We start from the raw sequence: 24,350 nt of genomic DNA, 5'->3' as shown, positions 1-24,350 counted from the left end.
CGCGTGAAGAAAAATGCGTCAAAACAACAGATTAGAGCTCACGGCCTGACGCAGTCAGGTCGGGAAATGCTCTAGCGAGCCGCAGCATCTCGTACGGCGAGGAAGACCCGCCGGCCCCGAACGACACTCCCGGCGGCCGCGCCCAGAACCAGCGCGCGGTGATCCAGGTCCTGGGCGAGATCATATCACCAGATCTCCTCCGGGAGCGGGTTTCAGGAGGCCGCCTGAGCCGCCGCGATCAGGGCGTCGTCGATCTCGGCGGCGCGCTTGGCGGCCGGCCGGGCGCTGATCCCGGCCCAATAGGCCTCGAACGCCGGGCGCTTCTCGATCGAGCCGAACATCATGCCCCAGCCGATCTGCGAACCGACATAGACGTCGGCCGCCGAGAACCTGTCGCCGGCGATGTAGGTCTTGCCGGTGACCGCCGTCTCCAGAGCGTCGAGCGTGTCTTCCAGGCAGCCATAGCCCGCCATGGGCTTGCGATCAGCGGGAACCTCGAAGCCGAGCGACTTGTTGGTGACTGCGGATTCCACGGGCCCGCAGGCGAACATCAGCCAGCGATAATAGGTCCCGCGCTCGGGCGAACTCACGGGTGGGGCCAGGCCCTTCTCAGGGAAGGCGTCGGCCAGGTAGGCGCAGATCGCCGCGCCCTCGGTGATCGTGACGCCGCGATGGGTGATGGCCGGCACCTTGCCCATCGGGTTGATGGCCAGATAGGCGGGGGCTTTCATTGACGAGGCATAGTCGAGCACCTCGGTGCGATAGGGCGCGCCGACTTCCTCGAGCATCCAGCGGATGACCCGGCCACGCGACATTGGGTTGGTGTAGAAGACGATTTCGTCGGTCATGGCGGCCTCCGTGGAACGAGGCGCGATCCTAGCGCGCGGCCTCGGCGAAGCAATCTCGACGATCGGTGCTATCCGATCTTCGCGCCGTTTCAGGTGGCTTGGAGCGCGGCTCATCGCCGCGTGCCCAAGGTTGCATCCTCGGAAATCCCGAACCCGACTTCAGTGCTCGAACCGCTTGCTAGAGCATTTCCCGACCTGACTGCGTCAGGCCGTGAGCTCTAATATTTTGTTTTGACGCCCGTCTGACCGCGCACTCGCCCGCATGAGCGGAACCAGCCTCGCGGCCCCGGCGCGCGAAGGCACCCAGGCCTCAGCCCACCTTGGCGGACGCGTCCTCCGTCTCGCCCAGGCTCCTGGCCAGGGCCAGGATTTGGCGGCGTTGATGCAGGGGGATCTTCGGCACCAGGGTGGCCAGCTCGACCCCCTCGCTCGACATCATGAACCGCTGCAGGCTCTTTGTACGGCGCTCGTCGTGCATCTGCTCGTCGGTGGCGTTAGCCAGATCGACGACCGACAGGCCCTCGAAGAACCAAGCGACCGAAGCCTGCAGGGTCACGGCGATACCATAGAGCTTGGAGGCGCTGACCCGATTAGCGCCACGCTCGTATTTCTGAAGTTGCTGGAAGGTGATGCCAACGCTCTCGGCCAGTTGGGTCTGGCTCAGGCCCAGCGATTTGCGGCGCATGCGCACCCGCGCGCCCACGTGGATATCGACGAGGTGAGGTTCGTGATCGGCGGCCAAAGGCGTCTCCTCGGTCGGAGACACAACAGGCCTCCTTTCGCTTAGACGCCGGGGACGGGGCGCCCCCTCAAGCCAAGGTGGTTATTTTCTGTATACCGTGTTGTTTGGTCACAGGCCGATGTCGCTAGCCAAGCGGCTTTTGAGCCGGCGGACGGGTCACGGCGGCCACCGCGTGGTCGGCGTCGCTGGCCTGGCGCAGGGCGCGGAGGTCTTCGCTGATCCGGAAGATGGCGACGTAGAATTCGCAGAAGGCGCGCCAGAGCAGCACCATGGCCGCGGCGACCAGCAGGCCAGCGATCAGCACTGGGAAAGCCAGCAGCAGAGATTGTGGGCCAGGCTCCTTGAGGGCTAGGCCGACGGCGGCGCCCACCACGGAAAAGGCGAACAGCGCCACGACGCCCAGACCCGCCCAGTAGATCAGATGGATCACCGGTCCCGTGACGAGCCGGTCGAACGTCAGCAGGTCCCAGAACAGACCGTTCGAGCCGCGCGCGTTGGATTTGTTGGCCGGAGCCATCCGACACCCCTCATGTCAGCGGAAACACACCCGCCCGGTAAGCTGCATCGCTAGCAGCGTGAAGCCCGCTCGGCAATGCCGAGCGGGCTCCGGACCGTCTATCGCCGCACGCCTGGCTTATTGCGGCTTGGCGCCGGCCAGGGTGGCGTCGATCTGGGCCTTGGTGGCCGTGGTGGCGAGACTGCCGTCGGCGCCCGCGCTGAAGCTGGCCTTGGGCAGGGCAAACTTCTTCTCGCCGCTGGTCACGACCACATTGGTCGAACCGTCAGCGCCGGCCGATGCGCCGGAGATGACGCCCACCACTGCGCCGGAAGGATCCTTCACCGCCGAGCCGACCTTCAGGTCGAGGGCCACATTGGCCGAGGACGGCGTACCCGCCGCGTCGGCGTCAGCCGCAGTGGTCGAGGTCGTCGTGCTGCTCGTGGTGGATTGAGCCGGCGCGGTGGCCGAAGGCATGGCCGGCGCGGCGGTTGTCGCCTTGGCCGGGGCCGTCGTGGTGGTGGTGGTCGATGAGGTCGTGGCTGGCGGCAGCTGCGTCGGATTGGTCGGCGCGGCCGGGGCCGTCGATTGGGCGAATGCAGCGCCAGCCAGCGAAAGCGTCGCGGCGGCGGCGAACATGGCGATCTTGGTCTTCATGGTTTTGCGCTCCGTCTTGCAGGCCCCCGCCTTGCCAAACAAAACGCGACCTAATCAGTCACGGTTCCGAAATAGTCGGTAACAGAGCGTGACCATTTCGCGGCGAAATGTGGCGGCCTGAGGTTGAGCGCCACAATCTGGATAGGGCGTGGGTTGGGACGGGGAGGCGCGCATGCGCGCGTCCCCAATCGTGGAGCGGCGATCGCCCCTAAACCATGCCCACCGTGCGCAGACGCGCACGCGGATGGATCTCGTTCTGGCTCATCACCACGGTCTGGCCGCGGAAGCGCTCGATGATCGAACGCACATAGGGCCGCACGCCGGGGCTGGTCAGCAGCACGGCGCTGTCGCCGCCCATGGCCGCCTGGTCGAAGGCGTCGCGGACGCCGCGGATGAAGTCCTGCAGTCGCGAAGGGGCCAGGGCCAACTGCTTGTCCTCGCCCGAACCAACCAGGGCCTCGGCGAAGGCCTGCTCCCATTCGGCCGACAGGGTGATGATCGGCAAGCTGCCGTCCTCGCCGCGATTGGACCAGCACAGCTGACGCCCCAAACGGGCGCGCACCTGCTCGACCAGCTGGGTCACCGAGGCGGTGTGCGGCGCGGCCTCGCCGATCCCTTCCAGGATCTGCGGCAGGTCGCGGATCGACACGCGTTCCTTGAGCAGGGCCTGCAGCACGCGCTGGATGGTGGTGGCGCTGACCACCGAGGGGATCAGGTCGTCGACCAGCTTCTTCTGGCCCTCCGGCAGGTCCTTCAGCAGCTTCTGCACCTCGGCGTAGGAGAGCAGGTCGGTCATGTTCTCCTTGAGGATCTCGGTCAGGTGCGTGGTCAGCACGGTGGCCGGATCGACGATGGTGTAGCCGCGGAAGGTGGCCTCCTCGCGCATCGCCTCTTCCACCCAGGTGGCGGGCAGGCCAAAGGCGGGTTCGCGCACGTGCTCGCCGGGCAACTCCACCTGGCCGCCGCGCGGGTCCATGGCCATCAGGCAGCCCAGCCGGACCTCGCCGGCCCCGGCCTCCATCTCCTTGATGCGGATCGCGTAGCCCTGGTTGGCCAAGCGCATGTTGTCGAGGATGCGGACCGGCGGCATCACGAAGCCAAACTCGGTGGCCAGGGTCTTGCGCAGGGCGCGGATCTGGTCGGTCAGCTTGCGGCCGTCCAGGTCGTTGATCAGGGTCAGCAAGCCGTAGCCCAGCTCGATCTTGACGTCGTCTATGGCCAGGGAGGCGCTGATTGGCTCCTCCTCCGGCTCGGCCGAGCCCTCGGCCAGGGCGGCCATGGCGGCGGGGTCGAGCGGCTTGGGCTGCTTGGCCGTCATGGCGCGGCGATAGGCCAGATAGCCCGACCCGATCGACAGGGCGGCGAACGGGATGATCGGCATGCCCGGGATCAGGGCGATGACGCCGGACGAGGCCGAGACCATGCCGAGGGCCACCGGGTTCATGGCCAGCTGGGTAATCAGGGCGGCGTTGGCGCTGCCTTCGACGCCGGCCTTGGAGACCACCAGGCCGGCGGCGATCGAGATGATCAGGGCCGGGATCTGACTGACCAGGCCGTCGCCGATGGTCATCAGGGTGTAGCTGGCCGAGGCCTCGCCGATCGGCATCTTGTGCTGGACGACACCAATGAGAATGCCGCCGATGATGTTGATGGCGGTGATGATCAGGCCGGCGACGGCGTCGCCCTTCACGAACTTGCTCGCGCCGTCCATGGCGCCGAAGAAGGTGCTTTCCTGCTCCAGATCCTTGCGGCGCTGCTTGGCGGTGTCCTGGTCGATCAGGCCGGTCGACAGGTCGGCGTCGATGGCCATCTGCTTGCCGGGCATGGCGTCGAGCGTGAAGCGGGCGGCGACTTCGGCGATCCGGCCCGAACCCTTGGTGACGACCATGAAGTTGACCACCACCAGGATGATGAAGACGATCACCCCGATGACGAAATTGCCCTGCATCATCAGGTTGCCGAACGCCGCGATCACCGCGCCGGCCCCGTGCGAGCCTTCCTGGCCATGGCCGAGGATCAGGCGCGTCGAGGCGATGTTCAGCCCCAGCCGGTAGAGGGTGGCGACCAGGAGCACGGTCGGGAACGAGGTGAATTCCAGCGGCTTCTTGATCAGCACCGCAGTCATCAGGATCAACACCGAGCCGGTCAGCGAAATGGCCAGCAACAGGTCCAGCACCATCGCCGGGACGGGGATGATCAGCAGGACGATGATGCCGACGATGCCCAGGGCCAGGCCCATTTCGCCGCGCAGGATCCCCGCCCACAGCGAGCTGGCGCTGGGCATGGAAGAGGCGGTCTTGGGGACGGCGGCGTCAGCCATGCAGATCCTGGGTCCGGTGGAGGCCCCGATCGCGATGAAGCGATTTGCGGGGGGCCGCCACGTCCTTAGTGAAAGTTAGCCATGTCGGGCGCCGGACCGATGGTCGCGGCCCTCCGACAGGGCCGGCGAACTCGACGGCTAGGCGGCGTTGGTCACGCCGCCCTGGGGCGCGGGTACGGCGACGCCGGCTTCGGAATATTCCTTCAGCTTGTTGCGCAAAGTGCGGATCGAGATGCCCAGGATGTTGGCCGCGTGCGTGCGATTGCCCATGCAGTGCTCCAGGGTGTCGATGATCAGGGTCTGCTCGACCTCGGCCACCGTCGAGCCGACGAAGGTGCGCGAGATGGCGTCGGCCGCCATCTGGGCGCCGCGGGCGACTAAGGTGTCGGGGGCCGGGGCCAAGGGCTGGCCATCGGGCAGGCGGATGGCGAATTCCTCGATCTCCGAGCCCGGCGACAGCAGCACCGCGCGGTGCATGGCGTTTTCCAGTTCCCGCACATTGCCCGGCCAGCGGTGGGCGATCAGCCGACGCTTGGCCTCGGCCGAGATCGGCTTTTCGGCGACGCCATTGGCGGCCGAATACTTCTTCACGAAGTGCTCGCACAGGGTGATGACGTCGCCCGGACGCTCGCGCAGCGGCGGCAGGCGCAGGTTCACGACGTTGAGGCGATAGAGCAGGTCCTCGCGGAACGAGCCGTCCTTCACTGCGGCCGTCAGGTCGCGGTTGGAGGTGGCCAGGATGCGGATATCGACCTTCACCGGCTTGGAGCCGCCGACCCGGTCGATCTCGCGTTCCTGAATGGCCCGCAGCAACTTGGCCTGCAGGCGGGTGTCCATCTCGCTGATTTCATCGAGCAGCAGCGTGCCGCCATTGGCTTCCTCGAACTTGCCGATCCGGCGGGCCAGGGCGCCGGTGAAGGCCCCCTTCTCATGGCCGAACAGTTCGCTCTCCAGCAGGTTTTCGGGGATGGCGGCGCAGTTGACGCTGATGAACGGCGCCTTGGCCCGACGCGACTTGGCGTGGACATAGCGGGCCATGACCTCCTTGCCCGAGCCGCTTTCGCCGGTGATCAGGATCGAGGCTTCTGACGCCGCCACCTGGTCGGCCAGGCGGATGACGTCGCCCATGGCCGGATCGCGGACGATCATCGGACGGTTGTCGTCGGTGACGGCGGCTAGCACGGCGGCGATCAGCTCGGCGTCCGGCGGCAACGGGATGAACTCTTTCGCCCCGGCCTTGATCGCGGCGGCGGCCTTGACCGGATCGGCGTCGACCCCGCAGGCCACGACCGGCACCCGGATCCGCTCGGACTCGTTGGCGGCGATCATGCCGGCGATGTCGAGCGTGTAGTCGACCATCAGCAGATCGGCTCCCTGCCCGGCGCGCAGCGCATGCGTAGCCGCTTCCGTGGTCTCGACATGCGAGACCTTGGCCCCGGTGTTCATCGCCATCTTCACGGCGACCGAGAGCTGTCCGTTCAGTTTTCCGACGACCAGGAGGCGCATCGTTTTCTCTCCGTTGGGGCTTTGCCGCCCCTAACCCCGCTGAAGAAGGGGCAGTGCAACTGTTTAAGCGGTAGTCGACGTCGCTTGGCCTTAGCCGGCGGCGTCGCCGTCCTTGATGATTTCCGTCATGGTCACGCCCAGGCGCTCGTCGACGACGACGACCTCGCCGCGCGCCACCAGGCGGTTGTTCACATAGATGTCGATCGCCTCGCCGACCTTGCGATCGAGCTCCAGGATGCTACCGGCCGTCAGCTGCAGCAGCTGCGCCACCGACATGTGGGCCCGGCCCAGCACTGCGGAGATGTTGACGGGGACGTCGAACACCGGCGCCAGGTCCGCCGCGATCTTGTCGGACATCTCGACCGGCATTTCGGAGGCCAGCATGCTGCCGCCGAATTCGTCGAGGGTGAGATTGTCTTCGGACATCGGGGTCAGCTTTCGCTAGCGGGAAGCAGGGGTTCGGCGTGGAGACCCTCGGCCGCGATGGCGGCTTCGAGGGCCTTTGTGACGCGGGCGGCCGCGTCTGCGGGGTTGAAGGCCGCGCGCCCGTCACCCCAGTCGAGGAGGAAGGCGGCGGGCGGGAAGTGGGCGTCGGCCCTCGCCAGGATCTGGCCGGGATAGCCAATGGCGTGGGCCGTAGTCTCCAAGGCCGCCTGAGTGCGCTCGACCAGATTCGGGGCGACGCGGACAGTCAGTTTCGGACTGGCCTCGACCTCGCGGGCCAAGGCGACCAGGGCCGCCTGGGTTGGGGCCTGCGGGAACTGGTCCAGGGCTGCGTCGGCGATGGCCCGGCCGCAGGCCAGGGCCAGCATCGCCGAGCCTTCGCGGTGCTCGTGGGCCACGGCGGTCAGGGTGGAGAAGGCCTCGTGCACGACCTGACCAACCTGGGCCAGGGCGGCGGCGGCCTCGCGCTCAGCGCGGGCCACAGCCGACTGCTCGCCCTCGGCGAAGGCCTGGGCCTTGGCGGCTTCCAGCTCTTCCAGCGTGAAGTTCTTCTGCACGCGAACCGGCGCGCTCATGCCGCCGCGATCGTCGAACACGGTGTCGAAGGTGAAGCGCTTGTGGGGGATGTCGGTCATTCAGCCATCTCCCTAGTAGATCAGTTCGTCTTCGGCGCCGGCCCCGGCCAGCATGATCTCGCCCTTGGCGGCCAGGTCCTTGGCGACCTGCACCATGGCGACCTGGGCCTGGTCGACGTCCTTCAGACGCACGGGGCCCATGCTCTCCATGTCCTCGCGCATGATCTTCGAGGCGCGTTCCGACATGTTGGAGAAGAACATCTCGCGCAGCTTGTCCGAGGCGCCCTTCAGGGCCAGGGCCAGTTGTTCCTTGCCCGTGGCGCGCAACAGGGTCTGGACGCCGCCCGGGTCGAGCTTCGAAAGGTCCTCGAACACGAACATCAGGGCGCGGATGCGCTCGGCGGCCTCGCGGTTGCGCTCTTCCAGGGCCGCGATGAACCGCGCCTCGGTCTGGCGGTCGAAGTTGTTGAAGATCTCGGCCATCATCTCGTGGCTGTCGCGCTTGGAGGTGCGCGCCAGGTTCGACATGAATTCGGTGCGCAGGGTCTGCTCGATCTTGTCGAGGATCTCGCGCTGCACCGGCTCCATCCGCAGCATGCGGGTGACGCATTCCAGGGCGAAGTCCTCAGGCAGGGACGCCAGAACGCGCGCGGCGTGGTCGGACTTCACCTTCGACAGAACCACGGCGACGGTCTGCGGATATTCGTTCTTCAGATAGTTGGCGAGCACCGCCTCGTTCACATTGCCCAGCTTGTCCCACATGGTGCGACCCGCCGGACCGCGGATCTCCTCCATCAGCTGGTCGACCTTCTCCGGCGGCATGAAGGCCGACAGCAGGCGCTGGGTTTGTTCGTAGGAGCCCATGATCGCGCCGGTCGAGCTCATGCCCGAGACGAATTCAACCAGCAGCTCCTCGACGACCGACGCCGAGATCGAGCCCAGGCCGGCCATGGCCTGTGAGACTTCCTTGATTTCCTCGTCGTCCAGGGCTTCCCAGATCGCGGTGTGGTCCTCACCCAGGGCGAGCAGCACGATCGCGGCCTTCTCGGGCCCGGACAGCTTCTTGACGTCGGTGATCGCGCCCTTGGCCATTATTCGGACTCGTGCAGCCAGGTGCGCAGGATCGCGACGGACTCGTCAGGATGTTTTTCGACGAACTCCGACACCCGCTTGATCGACGAGGCCTTCACCTGGCCCTCGATCTTGGCGATGTCGATCCGGTTGTCCATGTCGCTGGCCGGACCGGCGATGGCGATCGCCTCGCCCGACTGGTCGATGACCACTTCCTGGGTCGAACCGTCAGAGAGGGTGACCATGCGGGTCACCTGCGGCCCGTTCAGGGCCATGCCCAGCGGGGTTGGCGGAGGACCCATCAGGCTCTTGAGGAACGGCCGGACCGCGAAGAGCAGGATCAGCAGCGCCACGACCGCTAGCACGCCGAGTTCGGCGATCCGCATGATGTCGTTCTTGTCAAAGCCCGCCATCAGGCCGGCCTTGCCCAGACCCTGGTCCTCGGGTTGCGGGAAGGCGACGTTGACCAGGGAGACCTGGTCGCCGCGCGCGGCGTCGTAACCGACCGCGGTCTTCACCATCTGGTCCAGCTTCGCCATTTCCTCGGCGCTGCGCGGGGTGTAGGCGCCCAACTTGCCGTTCTTGCCGGCGGGGGCGGTCATTCCGTCGATGGCCACCGACACAGCCTGCTTGGTCACCTGACCCGGCTCCTGGACGGTGGTCTTGGTGGTTTCGCCGATCTCGTAGTTGGTGACGCTCTCGTTGCCGGCCGACTTGGAGCCCAGCGGCTGGAAGCCGTTCGGGGTCTGGCCGGGGATGTTCTGGGTCGAGGTGACGCCGCCGTTGTCGTCGTTCTTGTTCTCGCTGGCGCTGTTCTCGTTGGTGCTTTCCGAGCGGATGACCTGGCCGTCCGGGTCGAACTTGCGCTCCTGCATGGTGACCCGGCTCAGGTCCAGATCGGCGGTGACCTTGACGCGCGCCTTGCCCGGACCGAGCACGCCGTCGAGCATGTCCTGCACCGTCTTTGCGATGCGGGCCTCGGCCTCGCTCTTGGCGTCCTGGGCGGCCTTGCCAGCCAGGCTGTCGTTATTGCCGGCAGACAGGGTCTTGCCGTGCTGGTCCATCACGCCGACGGCTTCGGGCTTCATGCCCGAAACCGAACCGGCCACCAGGTTCTGGATGGCGCGGACCATGTCGGCCGAGGGCTCGCGGCCCATGCTGATGCTGACGGCGGCGGTCGGTTGAGCGGCGTCTTCCTCGAAGAGCTGGCGCTTGGGCATGACCAGGTGGACGCGGGCGGCGCGCACGCCGTCCCAGCCCTGGATCGTGCGTTCGAGCTCGCCCTGCAGGGCGCGCTGGCGGTTCAGCTGCTGGACGAAGTCGGTCTGGCCCAGGGCGCTGCCGGTGTCGAAGATTTCGTAACCGACCGACCCGGAGGTCACGAGCCCCTTGGTGAAGATCAGCTGGCGGGCGGCGTTGACCTTGTCGCGGGCGACATAGATCGTCGAGCCGTCGCTCTTGGTCTCGTACTTGATGCCGGCGGTGTCGAGCGCCTGAGTGGCGGCGGCTGATTCCTTGGGATCGACATTGGACAGCAGCAGCTCATTAGGCTGCTTGCTCATCATCAGCATTACGGCCGCGATCACGGCGATCGCGCCAGCGGCGACGCCGATCAGGGCGGCCAGACGGCCGACGCCAAATCTCTGAATCGCGCTCAGGAATCTATCCAACCTACGCCCTGCCCCGAAAGAGCGTCCCGATAGGACGCCAGCTGCGCACCGAAGCACGCCGTCGCTAGGCAGGATTTACCCAGTGCAAGGTAAACGGGTCGTTTACAAAGGGCCCTGGCAAGCGCCGCCACAGGCGCCAAAAGGTCGCGGCCGCGCCCCAGGGGACGCGGCCGTTGATCTATCTCATGGAAGGCTGACAAGAGGCGAAGCCCTTGCACGCCATGGCCATCCAGTCCCGCGGCTAGAGCATTTCCCGACCTGACTGCGTCAGGCCGTGAGCTCTAATCTCCTGTTTCGACGCATTTTTCTTCACGCGAACCGGAACCACTTCGCTCGAAAAATGCTCTAGCGATACTGCTGAAGCCGGGTCGTCCGAAGACCCGCCAGACCGTGCCGTTCGATCGATTGCTGCCAATTGAGGAACTCCTCATTGGTCAACTTGTACCGATCGCACGCCTCGTCGAGCGAGAGCAGACCACCGCGGACTGCGGCGACCACCTCGGCCTTGCGCCGGATCACCCAACGTTGGGTTTCCGGAGGCGGCAAGTCGGAGAGAGTTAGTGGCGCGCCGGTCGGACCGATCACGTACTTCTCACCCCGGCTGTTCGTGCGCTGCTGCTGCAACATGGCTTTACGCCTTTCCCACAACCATCACTGTTGGAGAGGAATATAGGCGCCGGGAAATAACATCGGCTTAATTCCAATAGTAAAGAAAGGCTGAAACATATGACTTTCTCCCTGCTCCAGTGATGTCTCAATTCGACACAGGCTAATTAAAGTCGGTTAAGACCTGTAATTACCGCTTAATGCTGAGAAGTTCTTCCAGCATCTGATCGGCTGTAGTGATGATCTTCGACGAAGCCGAGTAGGCTCTTTGTGTCGTGATCAAGCCGGTGAACTCTGTCGACAGGTCGACGGTCGAGGCTTCGAGGGTGGACGGAGCAATCGAGCCCGCGCCGCCACCGCCCGGAGTCTTCAGGCTGTAGGTGCCGCTTTCGTTCGTGACGCGATACGCATTTCCGTTCACCCCCTTCAATCCGTTGGGGTTCGAGAAGGTCGCGATCGCCACCTGTGCGATCCGGCGGGTCACGCCGTTGTCGAAAATCGCCGAGACATAGCCTTTGTCGTCGACTTCGATATTGGTCAGATTGCCGAACGCGGTGCCGTTGGTGTTCACCGACTGGACGACCGACTGGCTGTTGTACTGGGTCAGGCCGCCGGCGGCGTTGGCCAGGTCGACCTGCAGGTTCTGGGCGTCGATGCCCAGGCCGTCGGCCCAGCGCGGCGTCGAGGTGGTCACTGTCGGGTCGGACGCGCCGATCGTGATCGCCGTCGGGGTGATGCCGCCGAACAGGTTGCCGACCGAGGCGAGCTTGCCGTCGGTGGTGAAGGTCACCTTGCCCGACGCGATCTGGCCATTGGCGTTGTTGTCCAGGTCGCCCGGCTTGGCGCGCAGTTCGGCGAACCATTCATTGGGGCCCGGACCCTTCAGCAGCGACAGGGTGATGGTGCGCTGGCCGCCCTTGGAGTCGGAGACCGGAATCTGAATCTCGAAGTCCGGCTTGACGCCCGTGGTGTTGTCCAGGGCGTAGTCCGACATCGAGCGGGTGGTCGGGTCATAGGCGCCGCTGGCGATGGCGTCGGCCTTGGTGTTCAGGCCCATCTGGGTCTGGGTGACGGTGACGCCGGGCGCGACGGTGATGTTGGGGGGCGTGCCCGGCAGGGTGGTCGACAACAGGTTGCCGGTGACGGGATCGAAGGTCGCCGTGCCGGTCGAAACCGCGACGCCGGCCTTGCGGATTTCGACGCTGTACTGGTTACCCGCGCCCGTGGGGCTGTAATAGATCGAGTAGTTGGCTGTGCCGCCGCCGCTATCGACCACAGCGGTCTTGGTGGCGGCCGCATTGGCTGCGGCGGACACTGGCTGCTCGGAGCGCAGGTTGGCGTTGACGCCAATACGGGTGGTTTTCTCGGCGGTGCCGCCGACCGTGCCCACATTGATCGACGACAGTTGCGTCAGGTCCGACGGATCGGGGGTGATCGTGCCGGTCACCGGATCGGCCAGCCAGCCTTGCAGATAGAGGCCGGCGTCGTTCTTCAGATAGCCCAGATTGTCCAGCTGAAACGAGCCGGCGCGGGTGAACGAGCGCGTATCGGTGGCGGTCAGGCCTTCCGGCTTTTCGGTGCCAACGAAGAAGCCCGAGCCGGCGATCGACAGGTCCAGGTTCGAGCTCGTCGACTGGGTCAGGCCTTGCTGGCTGACAAACTGGTGCGTTTGGGCCTTCACCCCGCCGGCGCTGTAGGTGGCGCTCTTGCTCTGCGCGGTGACGAGCGTCGAGAAGTTCGCCGAACTGCGCTTATAGCCAACCGTGTTGACGTTGGCGATGTTGTCCGAGATCGCGGCCAGGGCCGACGAGTTGGAGATCAGGCCCGAAACGCCCGAGAGCATGGCGCTGTTGATGCTCATGACTGTATTCCTGCGATGAAGGTCAATGGGTTGAGGGGTTCAGCGCGGTTTGCGTTTGGGCGCTCCGGGGAGGCCGCGACGGCGTCATTCTGACGCCCATTCATGGGTGGCGACGTGTCAGGTCGTGGCGGTGGCGACCGGGGCGTTGGTGACCCCGATCACGGAGTCCAGCGGCACCTTGGTGTCGCCGATCCAGACCATGTTGGTTCCGCTTTCGTTGGTGACCTTGGTGACGACGCCTTCGATACGGCCTTTGGCCGTTGTCGGGATGGCCGAGCCGGCTGCGTCGGTGGCCGTGACCTTGATGGTGTAGGCGCCGCCGTCCGGCTGCTTGACGCCATCGGCGCTCTTGCCGTCCCACTTGAAGGTGTGGTCGCCGCTGGCCATGTCGTCCGGCAGCACGGTGGCGATGACCTTGTCGAACTTGTCGAGGACCTCGATCTTTACGCCGGTGCCGCCGCGGCTCTGGGTGTAGCTCCAGCTGGCCTCGCCGCCCTTGAGCACCGACTTGGCGGTCTCGGCGGTGACCTGCTTGCCCATCAGGTTGACGCCTTCGCTGATGCCACCCCCGGAATTCATGCCAACCAGGGCGGTCAACAGCTCGTTGGTCACCAACTGCTGTTCGACGCCGGTCATCTGGGTGATCTGGCTGGTCATCTGGGCCGTGTCGGTCGGCGCCAGCGGATCCTGGTTCTTCAGCTGGGTGGTCAACAGCTTCAGGAAGGTTTGCTGGTTGCTGGCGAGCGACGTCCGCGACGTGTTGATCTTGTCGGTGGCGGTGTTGCTGGTGGTGTTGGTAGCGGCGACGGCCATGGCGGTCTCTCCTAGATTTTCACGTCGACGCCGCTGCGCTCGGCGACGCGCAGGCCGGGCAACAGGGCGGACGGAGATATGGTGGGCAGGTCTTCGCCAAGCGCCGATTGGAAGGCGCGGCCGTTGAAGGCCTGACGGCCGTTCTCGCCGCCCTGGAAGTTGAAGAAGGCGTTCTGGTTCTGGCCGCCGTTCTGGCTCGACGTGTCGAAGCTCAGGGCGGTGTCGGCGACGATGAAGCCGGCTTGGGCCAGGGCCTGGCGCAACTCTCCCGACTTGCCGCGCATGTCGGCGGCGGCTTGCGGGTTGTCGAAGTTCAGGGCGGCGGTCAGCTTGCCGTCCTTGGCGATCTCGATGCGCACATCGACGCGACCCAGGCCTTCCGGCTGCAGCACGACGTCGAAGCGGCTGGTCTTACCCAGCTGGGCCTTGCCGGTGATCTCGGTCGTCAGGTGACTGACCGTCTCCGGCGTCACGGCGGCCTTGGCCAGCGTCGCGGCGATCGGGGCGGGCGCCGGCGCGGCGGTGGTGCCTGGCGCGACGAAGGTCGGGGCCGAAGCGTCGGGCGCCGCGGCCGGCGCGGCCTCGGCCAGGGCCGCGCCCTGGGCGCCGCTCTTGTCCTTGCCGGTGTCGGCGTCGCCTTGACCGGTTGTGGCGGCGTGGGCCGATTGGACCGCTTCGGCCAGGGTCGCCTCGACCGCGTCCTGCAAGGCGCCGGCGACGGTGTTGGTCGCGGCGGCGGCGGCGGGCGCTTTCTCCTCAACCGCCTTGACGATCTTGCCGCTGATCGAGGCGATCTCTGGAGCGATGACCTGGCGCGCCGCAGCCTGCGCGGCCTGCGCGGCGGCGGGCGGCGGCGGGATGGTGCCGGTGGGCGGGGCGAGGGCGGCGAGGGCGGCCTCGACGGTGTCGCTGACCGGTGTGGAGGCCGGGGGCGCGGCCGTCGCGGCGGCGCTGGCGGTCTTCGCCGCCGGGCCGGGGGTCGCCGCCTGGGCGACAGCAGCGGCGGCCAGGTCGATCGCCGAGGCGGCCGGCGTTTCCGGCAGGTCCGCAGCCGGCGCGGTCTCGGCCGGCGTGGCCAGGGCGGCGGAGACCGCGACCGGGGTCGTCGGCGCGGCGTCCGTGGCCAAGGTGAGGGCGTCGGCGGCGGTGGCGGCCTGGGCGGCGGCGGCGAGCGGGTTAAGCGCCGGGACCTGGGCGACCTGCATGGCGGCGATCAGGGCCGCGGCGGCCTGGGCGGCGGCGGCGGCTTGCCCGGCGGTGGCGTCGGCGACCCGGGCGTCCTTGACCCCGTCGGCGTCCGTCGTGTCGGCGGTCTGGTCCTGGCTGTCGGCAAGCTTGCCGTCGGCGTTGTCCTTGGAAGACGTCTTGAGCGTGTCGAGCTTGCCCGAGGTCTTGTCGGCCGCCTTGGTGTCGGGCGTCTTGCTTGACGCCTTGGCGTCGTTGGCGCGGTCGGAAGCCTTGTTGGCGACCTTTTCGGCCAACTTGGCGTCGGCGGCGCGATCAGCGGCCCGGTCGGCGGCGGCCTTGCTGTCCTGCAGCTTGGTGTCTCGCGGAGCGGCCTTGTCATTGGCGGCTGTCGCGCTTCCGGCTTGGGCCAGCAGCGCGCCGAAGCCTTCGGCCGTATCCTTGTCCTGCGTCCCGACGACGGGCGCCGGGATCGAGGGAACGGGAGTGGGAGCAGCGATCGCGTTCATGCGGCGGATGAAGTCCACGGTGAATGGCGGTTCCGAAAGGGACGCCTTGATCCGGTTCTCCAACAGCAACGGTCGGGCCAACTCGCCAAAATCATGCAACCTGTTGGTTTTACTCGCTTTAATGAAGCGTTTACCACTTCGGATAGACAGACCACGGCGCTTTTTGCCGGGCCAAACACGCTGAAAGGGGCGTGGCTTGCCGCGTCGCCCTGCCGCCCCCGCAGTTGGCGCCCTCCTTGCGGATAGGGTCGTGTCGCTCACGCTGCGTCAGGAACGGAACGCCATGAAATTCAATGGCTTGCACATGATCGAAGGGGTCGCCCCCCGCCACGCCCGGCAGTTTTCGCCGGGCAAGGCCGCGTCATGCCGTTCGTGGTTTGCCGAGTGGGCTGGAGAATAGCCGATGTCGTTGAACACCATCCTCAATATCGCGACCTCGGGCATGATGGCGGCCCAGACGGGCCTGCGCGTCACGTCCGACAACGTCGCCAACATCAATACGCCGGGCTATGTCCGCAAGACGATCGCCCAGTCGAACCTGGTGTCGAACGGCATGGGCGTGGGCGTCAATGTTGACGCCATCAAGCGCGCCACCGACAAGTTCATGGCCGCCGCCAGCCTGAACGGGGCGTCCGGCGCCGGCAAGGCCAACGCCATCGCTACCGCCATGGACAACGCCCAGAAGTTGTTTGGCGACCCCAGCGCCGCCAGCAACTACTTCTCGACGCTCGACGACGTCTATACGGCCTTCTCGGCTGCGGTCGCCGAGCCGTCCTCGACCCTGCTGCGCAGCACCGCCACGACCCAGCTCGACAATTTCCTCAGCGAGAGCAAGCGCATCACCGCGTCGCTGTCGGGCCAGATCACCGACACCGACAACCGCCTGGGCGCCGACGTCGATCGGGTCAATGACCTGCTCAAGCAGATCGACTCCCTCAACGTCGATATCACCCGCGCCAAGATGGCCGGCGCCGACGGCACCGGCTCGGAGAATATCCAGAGCGGCCTGATCGACGAGCTCTCAACCTATATGGACGTGCAGGTCAGCGACCGGGCCAATGGCGGCGTCATCGTCCGCTCGGCTGAAGGCGTCAGCCTGGCCGACAACGGCCCGGCGACCGTGACCTACAATCAATCGGGCCCGGCCAACGGCTATCTGACCGTGACCACCGCCAACAGCGGTGGACAGACCCTGCCGCTGTATGTCGCCAACGGCGAGATCCAGGGATTGCTGGAGCTGCGCAACAAGGAACTGCCAAACCTTTCGGACCAACTGGGCGAATTCGTCAGCCGGGCGGCCGAGGAATTGAACCGCGCCTCCAACGCCTCCAGCTCGGTCCCCGCCCCGGCCACCATGACCGGCAAGAACACCGGCCTGGATCCGGCCACCGCCTTCAAGAACTTCACCGGCAAGACCACCATCGCCGTGACCAACGCTGCGGGCGCGATCGTCCAGCGCGTCGATGTGGATTTCACCGCCGGGACGATGACGGTCAACGGCGCGGCCGGGCCGGCCTTCACCAACGCCAACTTCACCACTCAATTGAATACCGCCCTGGGCGGTACGGCCACGGCCTCCTTCGCCAATGGGTCGCTGAGCCTCAACACCACGCTCTCGACCAACGGCATCGCCATCGCCGACGACGCCACCACCCCTTCGACCAAGGCCGGCAAGGGCTTCAGCCAGTTCTTTGGCCTCAATGACGTGGTCCGCAACAGCGGCTACTCGCCCTACGAGACAGGCATGGTCGCCAGCGACCAGAGCGGCTTCGCGCCTGGCCAGACCATCACGCTTCGGATGACCGACACCGACGGCAGCCGTATCCGCGACGTGCAGGTGACCATCCCCACGGGGACGGGCACGATGCAGGAGACGATCGACGCGCTGAACTCGCGCAACAACGGCATTGGCCTCTATGGCGCCTTCGCCCTCGGCGCGAAGGGCGAGCTGAGCTTCACCTCCAACACCGCCTCGCCCGTCAGCCTGTCGGTCGTGGAAGACACCACCCAGCGCGGCGTCTCGGGTCCTTCGCTCAGCCAGCTGTTCGGCGTGGGCCTGAGCGAGCGCAGCACGCGGGGCGGCCTGTACAAGGTCGATCCGGCGATGAAGTCCGACCCGTCCAGGCTGCCGTTCGCCAAACTCAACCTGACCGTGGCGGGCGGCGCGCCTGCCCTGGCGGTCGGCGATGGCCGCGGAGCCCTGGCCCTGGCCAAGGCCGGCGACAGCCTCGCCAGCTTCGCCCAGGCCGGCGACGCGGCGGGGTCGAAGAAGAGCGTCCTGACCTACGCTGCCGATTTCAGCGGCTCGATCGCTCGCAAGTCGGCCGCCGCGATCAGCCGCAAGGAAGCCGCCGAGTCCGTCCAGACCGAGGTCAACGCCCAGCGCCAGTCGCAGGAGGGCGTCAATCTCGACGAGGAGCTCGTCAATCTCACCACCTTTCAGCAGGCGTTCAACGCCTCCGCCCGCCTGATCCAGGCGACCAAGGACATGTACGATGTCCTTGTCGGCATCGTTTGAGGTTAAGCCATGACCCGCGTCTCCACCTCCGGCAATTTCGGCGTGATGACCAGCAACCTGATGCGCGCGCAGGTTCTGCAGAACATCGCCGGCGAGCAGGTTTCCAGCCAGAAGAACGCCACCGACCTCAAGGGCTACGCCAAGAACGCGGAGGTGCTGACCGCCATGCGCTCGGCCCAAGCCAAGGTCGCCGGCTTCCTGGAGCAGTCCACCCAGGTCGCCAATCGCCTGGACATGCAGGACACCTCGATCGGCCAGATCTCGGACGGCATGCAGAGCGCGCGGGACTCGATCGCCAACGCCGTCGCCGCCGGCAGCGCCGAAACCATGATGCAGGCCTTGAGCGGCGCGTTTGGCGATGTGATCCAGGGGCTGAACGCCAAGTCCAACGGCCGCTACCTGTTCTCGGGCGCCAAGTCCGACACCCAAGCGACCACGGCCACCAGCATGCCCGACCTGACCGCCGCGGCCAGCACCGCCTCGCTGTTTCAGAACGACCAATACATCACCAGCAACCGCATCGACGACACCACCTCGGTCGACACCGGCGTGTTGGCCGACAAGCTGGGCACCGGCGTGTTCAACGCCTTCAAGCAGGTCCAGGCCTATGTCGACGTCAACGGCCCGTTCACCGGCAAGCTGACCCAGGCCCAGTCCACCTTCCTGTCCGGCCTGCTGCCCACCTTCGACGGCGTAAAGACCACCCTGACGACCGACCAGGCCAAGAATGGCCTCAACCAGGCGCGCTTCGACACCGCCAAGACCGACCTCTCCAACCAGGCCGACACCTTGAAGACCATGGTCGGCGGCATCACCGACGTCGACATGGCCGAGGCCATCACCCGCCTGGAATCCGCCAAGCTGGCCGTCCAGGCCTCGGCCCAGGTGTTCGCGTCCTTGCAGAACTCGTCGCTGCTGAACGTGCTGAAGTAGTCAAAGGCGCAGGACGCCCCCTCCGTCCGCATCGCGGCCACCTCACCCGCAAAGCGGGGGAGGTGGCCGCGATGCGAATACGCATCGTGACGGTGGCGGCGTCAGCGTTCCCTACACAACCTCGCAAAACGCAGCCCAAACCGCTATATGGCGGCGATGGACGCCGACATCGCCACCTTCGACACAGCCAAGACCGACCCCGCCATCCTCGACCGCGCCGTCGAGCAGGCGCGCGCGGCCGTCGGCCTGCCGGTCGGGACGCGGATCGTCGCGGCGATGTCGGGGGGCGTGGACTCCACCGTCACCGCCGCCCTGCTGGCCCGGGCCGGCTATGACGTGGTGGGCGTCACCCTGCAGCTCTATGACCATGGCGCGGCGATCACCAAGAAAGGCGCCTGCTGCGCCGGCCAGGACATCCTGGACGCCCGGATGGCCGCCGAGCGGATCGGCATTCCGCACTATGTTCTCGACTACGAGAGCCGCTTCAAGGAACAGGTGATCGAGGAGTTCGCCGACGCCTATCTGCGCGGCGAGACGCCGATCCCCTGCGTGCGCTGCAACCAGACGGTCAAGTTCCGCGACCTGCTGGATGTCGCGCGGGATCTGGGCGCCGAGGCCATGGCGACCGGGCATTATGTGCAGCGGACGATGACCGGCGGCGGCAACCGCCCGCAGCTGCGGCGTGCGGCCGATCCTTCGAAGGACCAGAGCTACTTCCTGTTCGCCACCACGGCCGAGCAGCTGGAATTCCTGCGCTTCCCGCTGGGCGGCATGCCCAAGAGCCAGGTGCGCCAGGTGGCCGCCGCCCTGGGCCTGACCGTGGCCGACAAGCCCGACAGCCAGGACATCTGTTTCGTGCCCGAGGGCAAGTACACCACGGTGATCGACCGCATCCGGCCGCACGGCGCGATCCCCGGCGACCTGGTCCACATCGACGGCCGCGTGCTGGGCCGCCACGAGGGCGTCACCCGCTACACTATCGGCCAGCGCCGGGGCCTGAACATCGCGGTCGGCGACCCGCTGTTCGTGGTCAGGATCGACGCCGACAAGCGCCAGGTGATCGTCGGGCCGCGCGAGGCGCTGCTGACCCAGGCGCTATCGCTGAAGGAGGCGAACTGGCTGGGCGCCGAGGACAGCCTGGAAGCCGCCGCTGCGGCTGGCGCGCCGATGCTGGCCCGCGTTCGCTCGACCCGCGAACCCGTCCCGGGCCATCTGGCCCTGGTCGATGGCCAGCCGCGCCTGGTGTTCGACGGGCTCGAAGAGGGCGTCGCCCCCGGCCAGGCCTGCGTGCTCTACGACCCCGCCGATCCCGAACGCGTGCTGGGCGGCGGCTTCATCGTGGCCACGGAACGGGCCCAGATCGCGCTATAGAATCGGTTCGATTCACAGCGAAACCGTCCTCCATTCTCCTCATCTTGGCGAAAGTCGGGATGAGGGGATTTGAGAGCGGCGATCTGAGGCCAGGACGCCATGCTTCGCACCATGCCAGCCTCCGTGCCCGGAACACCATTTCGACCTGACCGTTAGCGGCGCCCGCGCCCTCATGCGCGTTCAGGAAAGCAGACATCAAGCGGCGCCGGCTGGACCTGCCCAAGCTCATCGAGATCGCCTCGCGCCTTGGCTTTGCCGCGCGGGGCCTGGTGTATCTGGGCATTGGCGCCATCGTGTTGCTGGCCCGCCACGGATCGGACGCCCAGCGCCCAGCGCCCAGCGCCGAGGGCGCGACGGCGTGTTGCGCGCTTGGGCGGACTGGCCCCTGGGATACGTACTGATTACCGCCGTCGGCTGCGGCCTGGCCGCCTTCGCCGCCTGGCGTGTCCTGCAGTCGGTGTTCGACGCCGATCACCACGGGACCTCGCCCAAGGCCCAGGGGGTGCGCATCGGCCAGGCGGTCAGTGGCCTGGATTATGGGGGCCTCGCCCTGTCGGCCTTCGAGTTGCTGGACGTGTTCGAGGATTTCGATACCCGTGGGCCGTCACTCACGCCGCCGCGATGGCGACCGAGGCTTCCAGCGCCTCGCCGACCGTCATGGCCGGCTGGTCGTGGACCACGCGGGTCAGGTCGCGGCCTTCGACCATGGCTCCGCACGCCTCGCAAGCCAGGTGCGGGTGGAAGTCGTGGCCGCAGGTCTTGTGGACGAAGTGGACGGGTCCCTTGCCGACGCCATAGACGTGCTGGTCGCCCCATTCGGCCATGGTCAGCAGCACCGGCGACAGGGCGCGGCCCTTGGCGGTCAGCACATATTCCTGGCGCGGCGGGCGCTCGGAATAGCGGCGGGGCTCCAGCACGCCGTTGCTCACCAGGCTTTTGAGCCGCGCGGCCAGCACGTTTCGGGCCACGCCCAGGCGTTCCTGCCATTGCTCGAAGCGCTTCACGCCCTGGAAGGCGTCGCGCAGGATCAATAGAGTCCAGGGGTCTCCGACCACCTCAAGGGTGGCTGCGATCGAGCAACGTTCGTTGGTGTAGTCAGCGGTGCGGCCCATCACGCGAAGGTGAAGCCTTCCGCGGGGGAATGCAAGGGTTGCTTTTGCAGACGAACGACGTAGGTTTCTTAAAGCAATTGACTGTCTCAGTTGCCCCCTGCGGAGCGCGATAGTCGAAAGTGGAACCCGGTTTCGACGGCTATCGCGTTCCAACTTTTTGAATCAGAAATCGGCTTTGCCGATTTCTGCCTACGGCCAAGGACATCCGCTCCCATCGCCGGCCGCTTTTTGCGCGAGACCCTTGCGCCAGCCGCGCCCAAGGGGGTTTATTCCGCCACGAATTTCCAAGGCCGGAGTTTATCCATGTCCAATGTCTCTGATCCCGTCGTCATCGTCTCGTTCGCTCGCACGCCGATGGGCGGTTTCCAGGGCGCCTTGGCCGGCGCCAAGGCCACGGAGCTGGGCGCGACGGCCGTGAAGGCGGCGATCGAGCGGGCGCGCGTGTCGGGCGAACTGGTCGAGCAGATCTTCATGGGCTGCGTCCTTCCCGCAGGCCTTGGCCAGGCGCCAGCCCGCCAGGCGGCTGTGGGCGCGGGCCTGCCGCTGTCGGTCGAGGCCACGACGGTCAACAAGATGTGCGGCAGCGGCATGCAGGCCGCGATCATGGCCCACGACGCCCTGCTGGCCGGCAGCGCCGAGATCATCGTGGCCGGCGGCATGGAGAGCATGACCAACGCCCCCTACCTGCTGACCAAACACCGCGCCGGCGCCCGCATCGGCCACGACCAGATGTGGGATTCCATGTACCTGGACGGGCTGGAGGACGCCTACTCGCCCGGCAAGCTGATGGGCTCGTTCGCCGAGGACAGCGCGGCGGCCTATCAGTTCGACCGCGACGCCATGGACGCCTACGCCATCGCCGGCCTGGCCAAGGCCCAGCAAGCGGTGACCTCGGGCGCCTTCGCCGGCGAGATCACGCCGGTGACCATTGCCACTCGCAAGGGCGTCGAAACCGTCACGCAAGACGAGCAGCCGCTGAAGGCCGACGCCGCCAAGATCCCCACCCTGCGCCCGGCCTTCAGTCGCGACGGCGGCGTCACGGCGGGCAATTCCTCGTCGATCAGCGACGGCGCCGCCGCCTTGGTAATGACCCGCGAGAGCGTCGCCCAGCGTCTGGGCCTGCCGATCGTCGCCCGCGTCGTGTCGCACGCCGCCCACGCCCACGAGCCGGGCCTGTTCACCACCGCCCCCGTGCCGGCCATGAAGAAGGCCCTGGCCAAGGCCGGCTGGAGCGTCGCCGAGGTCGATCTTTTCGAGGTCAACGAGGCCTTCGCCGTGGTGGCGATGATCGCCCAGCAGGAACTGGGCATCGATCCGGAGAAGCTGAACGTCAATGGCGGCGCCTGCGCCCTGGGCCACCCGATCGGCGCCTCGGGCGCGCGCATCCTCTGCACCCTGATCGCGGCCTTGCAGGCGCGCGGCGGCAGGAAGGGCCTGGCGTCGCTTTGCATCGGCGGCGGCGAGGCCACGGCGATGGCGATAGAGCTGGTTTGAGCTGCTGACGGGGATACACACTCGTGCCGCGTCCGTCGCCAACAAGCCACGAGCCGTGGGATGAGTGTGTGTCCCCAACCGCACCCCGCATCCTCTTCTTATGATCCGCGTTCACCCCTGATGACCGACGCATTCAGCCATAACCCCGCCAAGAGCCGCTACGAACTGGAGGTCGATGGCCTGATCGCCTTCGCCGACTACCAGCGCAGCGGCCTTCGCCTGGTGATCGCCCATGTCGAGGCCGACCCCGCCCTGCGCGGCACCGGCGCGGCCGGACGCCTGATGGGCGAGGTGACCAAGACTGCCCGGGCCGAGGGCATGAAGATCGTGCCAATGTGCAGCTATGCCTCCGCCTGGCTGCGCCGGAACGATCCCGAGATGATCGCCGGCTAGAGCATTTTTCGAGCGAAGTGGTTCCGGTTCGCGGGAAGAAAAATGCGTCAAAACAGAAGATTAGAGCTCACGGCCTGACGCAGTCAGGTCGGGAAATGCTCTAGCCCCGGAACGCCTCGACCAGAGCCGCAGCGCCGAGTTTGGGCCGTCCAGCGTCGTCGAACGGCGCGGGGGCGTCGGTGGGGTGGGCCTTGCGCAGCCACGAGTCCCGGTCGCGCAGGCCCCATAGGGTGAAGGCGAAGCGTTGGCGCTCGGGCAGGGCCATGAAGGCCTGCGCGGTCTCGCCATAGACCGCCGCCTGGCGACGTTGCAAATCCGATCGCGACAGCAGCTTGTTCTCGGCCTCGCTCAGCGAGATGTCGAGTTCGGAGACGTGGATCGGCAGCCCCAGGCTGGCCAAGTCGCGCATCATCTCGCGAATCTTGCTGGGCTCGATATCGGCGGCGACATGCATCTGGGTTCCCAGGCCGGTCAGCGGCGCGCCGGAGGACAGCAGCCGTTCGGCCAGCTTCAGGAAGGTCGCGCGCTTTCGCGGATTGTATTCAAGATTGTAGTCATTGAGCAGCAACACGGCCTGCGGGTCTGCCTCGCGGGCGGTGCGATAGGCCAGGGCGATGTGTTCGAAGGCTCCCAGCTTCTGGGACCACAGGCTGTCGCGCCAGCCGTTACCGTCCTCGGCGACGGCCTCGTTGACCACGTCCCAGCCGACCACCTGGCCGCGATAACGACCGGCGACGGCCAGGATGTAGTTGCGATAGGCGTCGACGAACTTGATGCGGCTCTCGTCCAGCGCCTGGAAGGCCGGCGGGGCCTGGGCGTACCAGACCAGGGTGTGGCCCAGCAGGCCCATGCCGTGGGCGCGGGCGAAAGCGGCGATGCGGTCGGGGGCGTCGAAGCGGAAAGAGCCGTCCGGCTGGACGATGTACTCCATCTTCATTTCCCACTCTGGGGTCAGTTGGCTGACCTGGCGGGCCACCAGCCCGGCGAGCGCCGGGTCGTCCAGATGCAGGGCCTGGACGCAGGTTCCGATCCGGAAGGGCGCCATGGTCTTCAGCGGCGGCAGGTCCGCGGGGACGGTCTGGCTCTTGGCGCCGGGGCCGCAGGCGGACAGGGCCAGGGCGCCTGTCAGCACCGCGCGGCGGTCTAGGCGGTGCAAGCGCGACGGACCGGGACAGGCACATGTGCCTGTCCCGGGCTCCGGGCGCGGCGAATAGAGGCTGTCAGCG

At 66.8% G+C, this 24,350-nt stretch carries 23 protein-coding genes and 1 pseudogene; 7 read left to right on the top strand and 17 right to left on the bottom strand.

Translation table 11 applies throughout. The features are described from left to right. Positions 1-31: 31 nt before the first annotated feature. The 15 genes from ACP7AG_RS16095 to ACP7AG_RS16025 all read right to left on the bottom strand — a co-directional run bounded on the left by ACP7AG_RS16095 (position 32) and on the right by ACP7AG_RS16025 (position 15,303). Positions 32-184 carry a hypothetical protein gene (locus ACP7AG_RS16095; protein WP_426013195.1) on the bottom strand — a complete coding sequence of 51 codons (153 nt, stop codon included), beginning with the start codon at positions 182-184 and terminating at the stop codon, positions 32-34. 28 nt (positions 185-212) lie between these two features. After that, positions 213-848, bottom strand: coding sequence for a glutathione S-transferase family protein (locus ACP7AG_RS16090; RefSeq protein WP_426013193.1), 636 nt, complete (start codon positions 846-848; stop codon positions 213-215). 310 nt (positions 849-1,158) lie between these two features. Continuing rightward, on the bottom strand, positions 1,159-1,590 hold the full coding sequence (locus ACP7AG_RS16085) for a helix-turn-helix domain-containing protein (protein ID WP_426032019.1): 432 nt from the start codon (positions 1,588-1,590) through the stop codon (positions 1,159-1,161). Positions 1,591-1,714: 124 nt separating this feature from the next. Continuing rightward, positions 1,715-2,107: a DUF4282 domain-containing protein gene (locus ACP7AG_RS16080; RefSeq protein ID WP_426013189.1), complete on the bottom strand. Its 393-nt coding sequence runs from the start codon at positions 2,105-2,107 to the stop codon at positions 1,715-1,717. 117 nt (positions 2,108-2,224) lie between these two features. Beyond that, complete coding sequence (locus ACP7AG_RS16075) at positions 2,225-2,743, bottom strand: hypothetical protein (protein ID WP_426013187.1); 519 nt, start codon at positions 2,741-2,743, stop codon at positions 2,225-2,227. Positions 2,744-2,951: 208 nt separating this feature from the next. Next, on the bottom strand, positions 2,952-5,063 hold the full coding sequence (gene flhA / locus ACP7AG_RS16070; protein ID WP_426013185.1) for a flagellar biosynthesis protein FlhA: 2,112 nt from the start codon (positions 5,061-5,063) through the stop codon (positions 2,952-2,954). Positions 5,064-5,201: 138 nt separating this feature from the next. Next, positions 5,202-6,569: a sigma-54 interaction domain-containing protein gene (locus tag ACP7AG_RS16065; protein ID WP_426013183.1), complete on the bottom strand. Its 1,368-nt coding sequence runs from the start codon at positions 6,567-6,569 to the stop codon at positions 5,202-5,204. A 90-nt stretch (positions 6,570-6,659) separates the two neighbouring features. Beyond that, the gene (gene fliN / locus ACP7AG_RS16060; protein ID WP_426013181.1) at positions 6,660-6,995 is read right to left on the bottom strand and encodes a flagellar motor switch protein FliN; all 336 of its coding nucleotides are present in this window, start codon (positions 6,993-6,995) and stop codon (positions 6,660-6,662) included. Positions 6,996-7,000: 5 nt separating this feature from the next. Continuing rightward, positions 7,001-7,648, bottom strand: a complete 648-nt coding sequence (locus tag ACP7AG_RS16055) for a flagellar assembly protein FliH (RefSeq protein WP_426013179.1) — start codon at positions 7,646-7,648, stop codon at positions 7,001-7,003. A 12-nt stretch (positions 7,649-7,660) separates the two neighbouring features. Further along, the gene (gene fliG / locus ACP7AG_RS16050; RefSeq protein WP_426013177.1) at positions 7,661-8,680 is read right to left on the bottom strand and encodes a flagellar motor switch protein FliG; all 1,020 of its coding nucleotides are present in this window, start codon (positions 8,678-8,680) and stop codon (positions 7,661-7,663) included. Then, positions 8,680-10,329 (bottom strand): flagellar basal-body MS-ring/collar protein FliF, encoded by a 1,650-nt coding sequence (gene fliF / locus ACP7AG_RS16045; RefSeq protein WP_426013175.1) that lies wholly within the window; start codon positions 10,327-10,329, stop codon positions 8,680-8,682. The genes fliG and fliF overlap by 1 nt, the downstream gene beginning before the upstream one ends. Before the next feature lie 345 nt (positions 10,330-10,674). Beyond that, the gene (locus ACP7AG_RS16040; RefSeq protein WP_426013173.1) at positions 10,675-10,956 is read right to left on the bottom strand and encodes a DUF1153 domain-containing protein; all 282 of its coding nucleotides are present in this window, start codon (positions 10,954-10,956) and stop codon (positions 10,675-10,677) included. Positions 10,957-11,125: 169 nt separating this feature from the next. Continuing rightward, positions 11,126-12,796 (bottom strand): flagellar hook protein FlgE, encoded by a 1,671-nt coding sequence (flgE, locus tag ACP7AG_RS16035; RefSeq protein WP_426013171.1) that lies wholly within the window; start codon positions 12,794-12,796, stop codon positions 11,126-11,128. A 117-nt stretch (positions 12,797-12,913) separates the two neighbouring features. Continuing rightward, positions 12,914-13,609, bottom strand: coding sequence for a flagellar hook assembly protein FlgD (locus ACP7AG_RS16030; RefSeq protein ID WP_426013169.1), 696 nt, complete (start codon positions 13,607-13,609; stop codon positions 12,914-12,916). An 11-nt stretch (positions 13,610-13,620) separates the two neighbouring features. Continuing rightward, positions 13,621-15,303: a flagellar hook-length control protein FliK gene (locus tag ACP7AG_RS16025; protein WP_426032017.1), complete on the bottom strand. Its 1,683-nt coding sequence runs from the start codon at positions 15,301-15,303 to the stop codon at positions 13,621-13,623. 250 nt (positions 15,304-15,553) lie between these two features. Between ACP7AG_RS16025 and ACP7AG_RS16020 the strand changes: the two genes are divergently transcribed. The 5 genes and pseudogenes from ACP7AG_RS16020 to ACP7AG_RS16000 all read left to right on the top strand — a co-directional run. After that, positions 15,554-15,703, top strand: coding sequence for a hypothetical protein (locus ACP7AG_RS16020; RefSeq protein ID WP_426013166.1), 150 nt, complete (start codon positions 15,554-15,556; stop codon positions 15,701-15,703). Positions 15,704-15,706: 3 nt separating this feature from the next. Next, positions 15,707-17,821, top strand: a complete 2,115-nt coding sequence (gene flgK, locus ACP7AG_RS16015; protein ID WP_426032015.1) for a flagellar hook-associated protein FlgK — start codon at positions 15,707-15,709, stop codon at positions 17,819-17,821. Positions 17,822-17,830: 9 nt separating this feature from the next. Next, positions 17,831-18,754, top strand: a complete 924-nt coding sequence (locus tag ACP7AG_RS16010) for a flagellin (RefSeq protein WP_426032013.1) — start codon at positions 17,831-17,833, stop codon at positions 18,752-18,754. 147 nt (positions 18,755-18,901) lie between these two features. Continuing rightward, positions 18,902-20,125, top strand: coding sequence for a tRNA 2-thiouridine(34) synthase MnmA (gene mnmA, locus ACP7AG_RS16005; protein WP_426032011.1), 1,224 nt, complete (start codon positions 18,902-18,904; stop codon positions 20,123-20,125). A gap of 172 nt (positions 20,126-20,297) precedes the next feature. Next, positions 20,298-20,528 (top strand): annotated as a pseudogene (locus ACP7AG_RS16000) (hypothetical protein); the annotation flags it as partial. Between the two features lie 205 nt (positions 20,529-20,733). On the opposite strand, the gene ACP7AG_RS15995 reads toward ACP7AG_RS16000, so the two are convergent. Beyond that, positions 20,734-21,237, bottom strand: coding sequence for a winged helix-turn-helix transcriptional regulator (locus ACP7AG_RS15995; RefSeq protein ID WP_426013159.1), 504 nt, complete (start codon positions 21,235-21,237; stop codon positions 20,734-20,736). Positions 21,238-21,540: 303 nt separating this feature from the next. Between ACP7AG_RS15995 and ACP7AG_RS15990 the strand changes: the two genes are divergently transcribed. Together ACP7AG_RS15990 and ACP7AG_RS15985 are read left to right on the top strand one after the other, a co-directional pair. Further along, a complete protein-coding gene (locus ACP7AG_RS15990) occupies positions 21,541-22,731 on the top strand; it encodes an acetyl-CoA C-acyltransferase (RefSeq protein ID WP_426032009.1) in 1,191 nt (396 codons plus the stop codon). A gap of 120 nt (positions 22,732-22,851) precedes the next feature. Next, positions 22,852-23,124 carry a GNAT family N-acetyltransferase gene (locus ACP7AG_RS15985; protein WP_426013156.1) on the top strand — a complete coding sequence of 91 codons (273 nt, stop codon included), beginning with the start codon at positions 22,852-22,854 and terminating at the stop codon, positions 23,122-23,124. 100 nt (positions 23,125-23,224) lie between these two features. On the opposite strand, the gene ACP7AG_RS15980 is transcribed toward ACP7AG_RS15985, so the two are convergent. Continuing rightward, positions 23,225-24,280, bottom strand: a complete 1,056-nt coding sequence (locus ACP7AG_RS15980; RefSeq protein WP_426032007.1) for an endo-1,4-beta-xylanase — start codon at positions 24,278-24,280, stop codon at positions 23,225-23,227. Positions 24,281-24,350: the final 70 nt, after the last annotated feature.

Source organism: Caulobacter sp. DWP3-1-3b2 (assembly GCF_049896325.1).
Classification (GTDB): Bacteria; Pseudomonadota; Alphaproteobacteria; order Caulobacterales; family Caulobacteraceae; genus Caulobacter.
The sequence above is the reverse complement of the archived record's forward strand: the minus strand, read 5'-3'. Positions and strand labels throughout refer to the sequence as shown.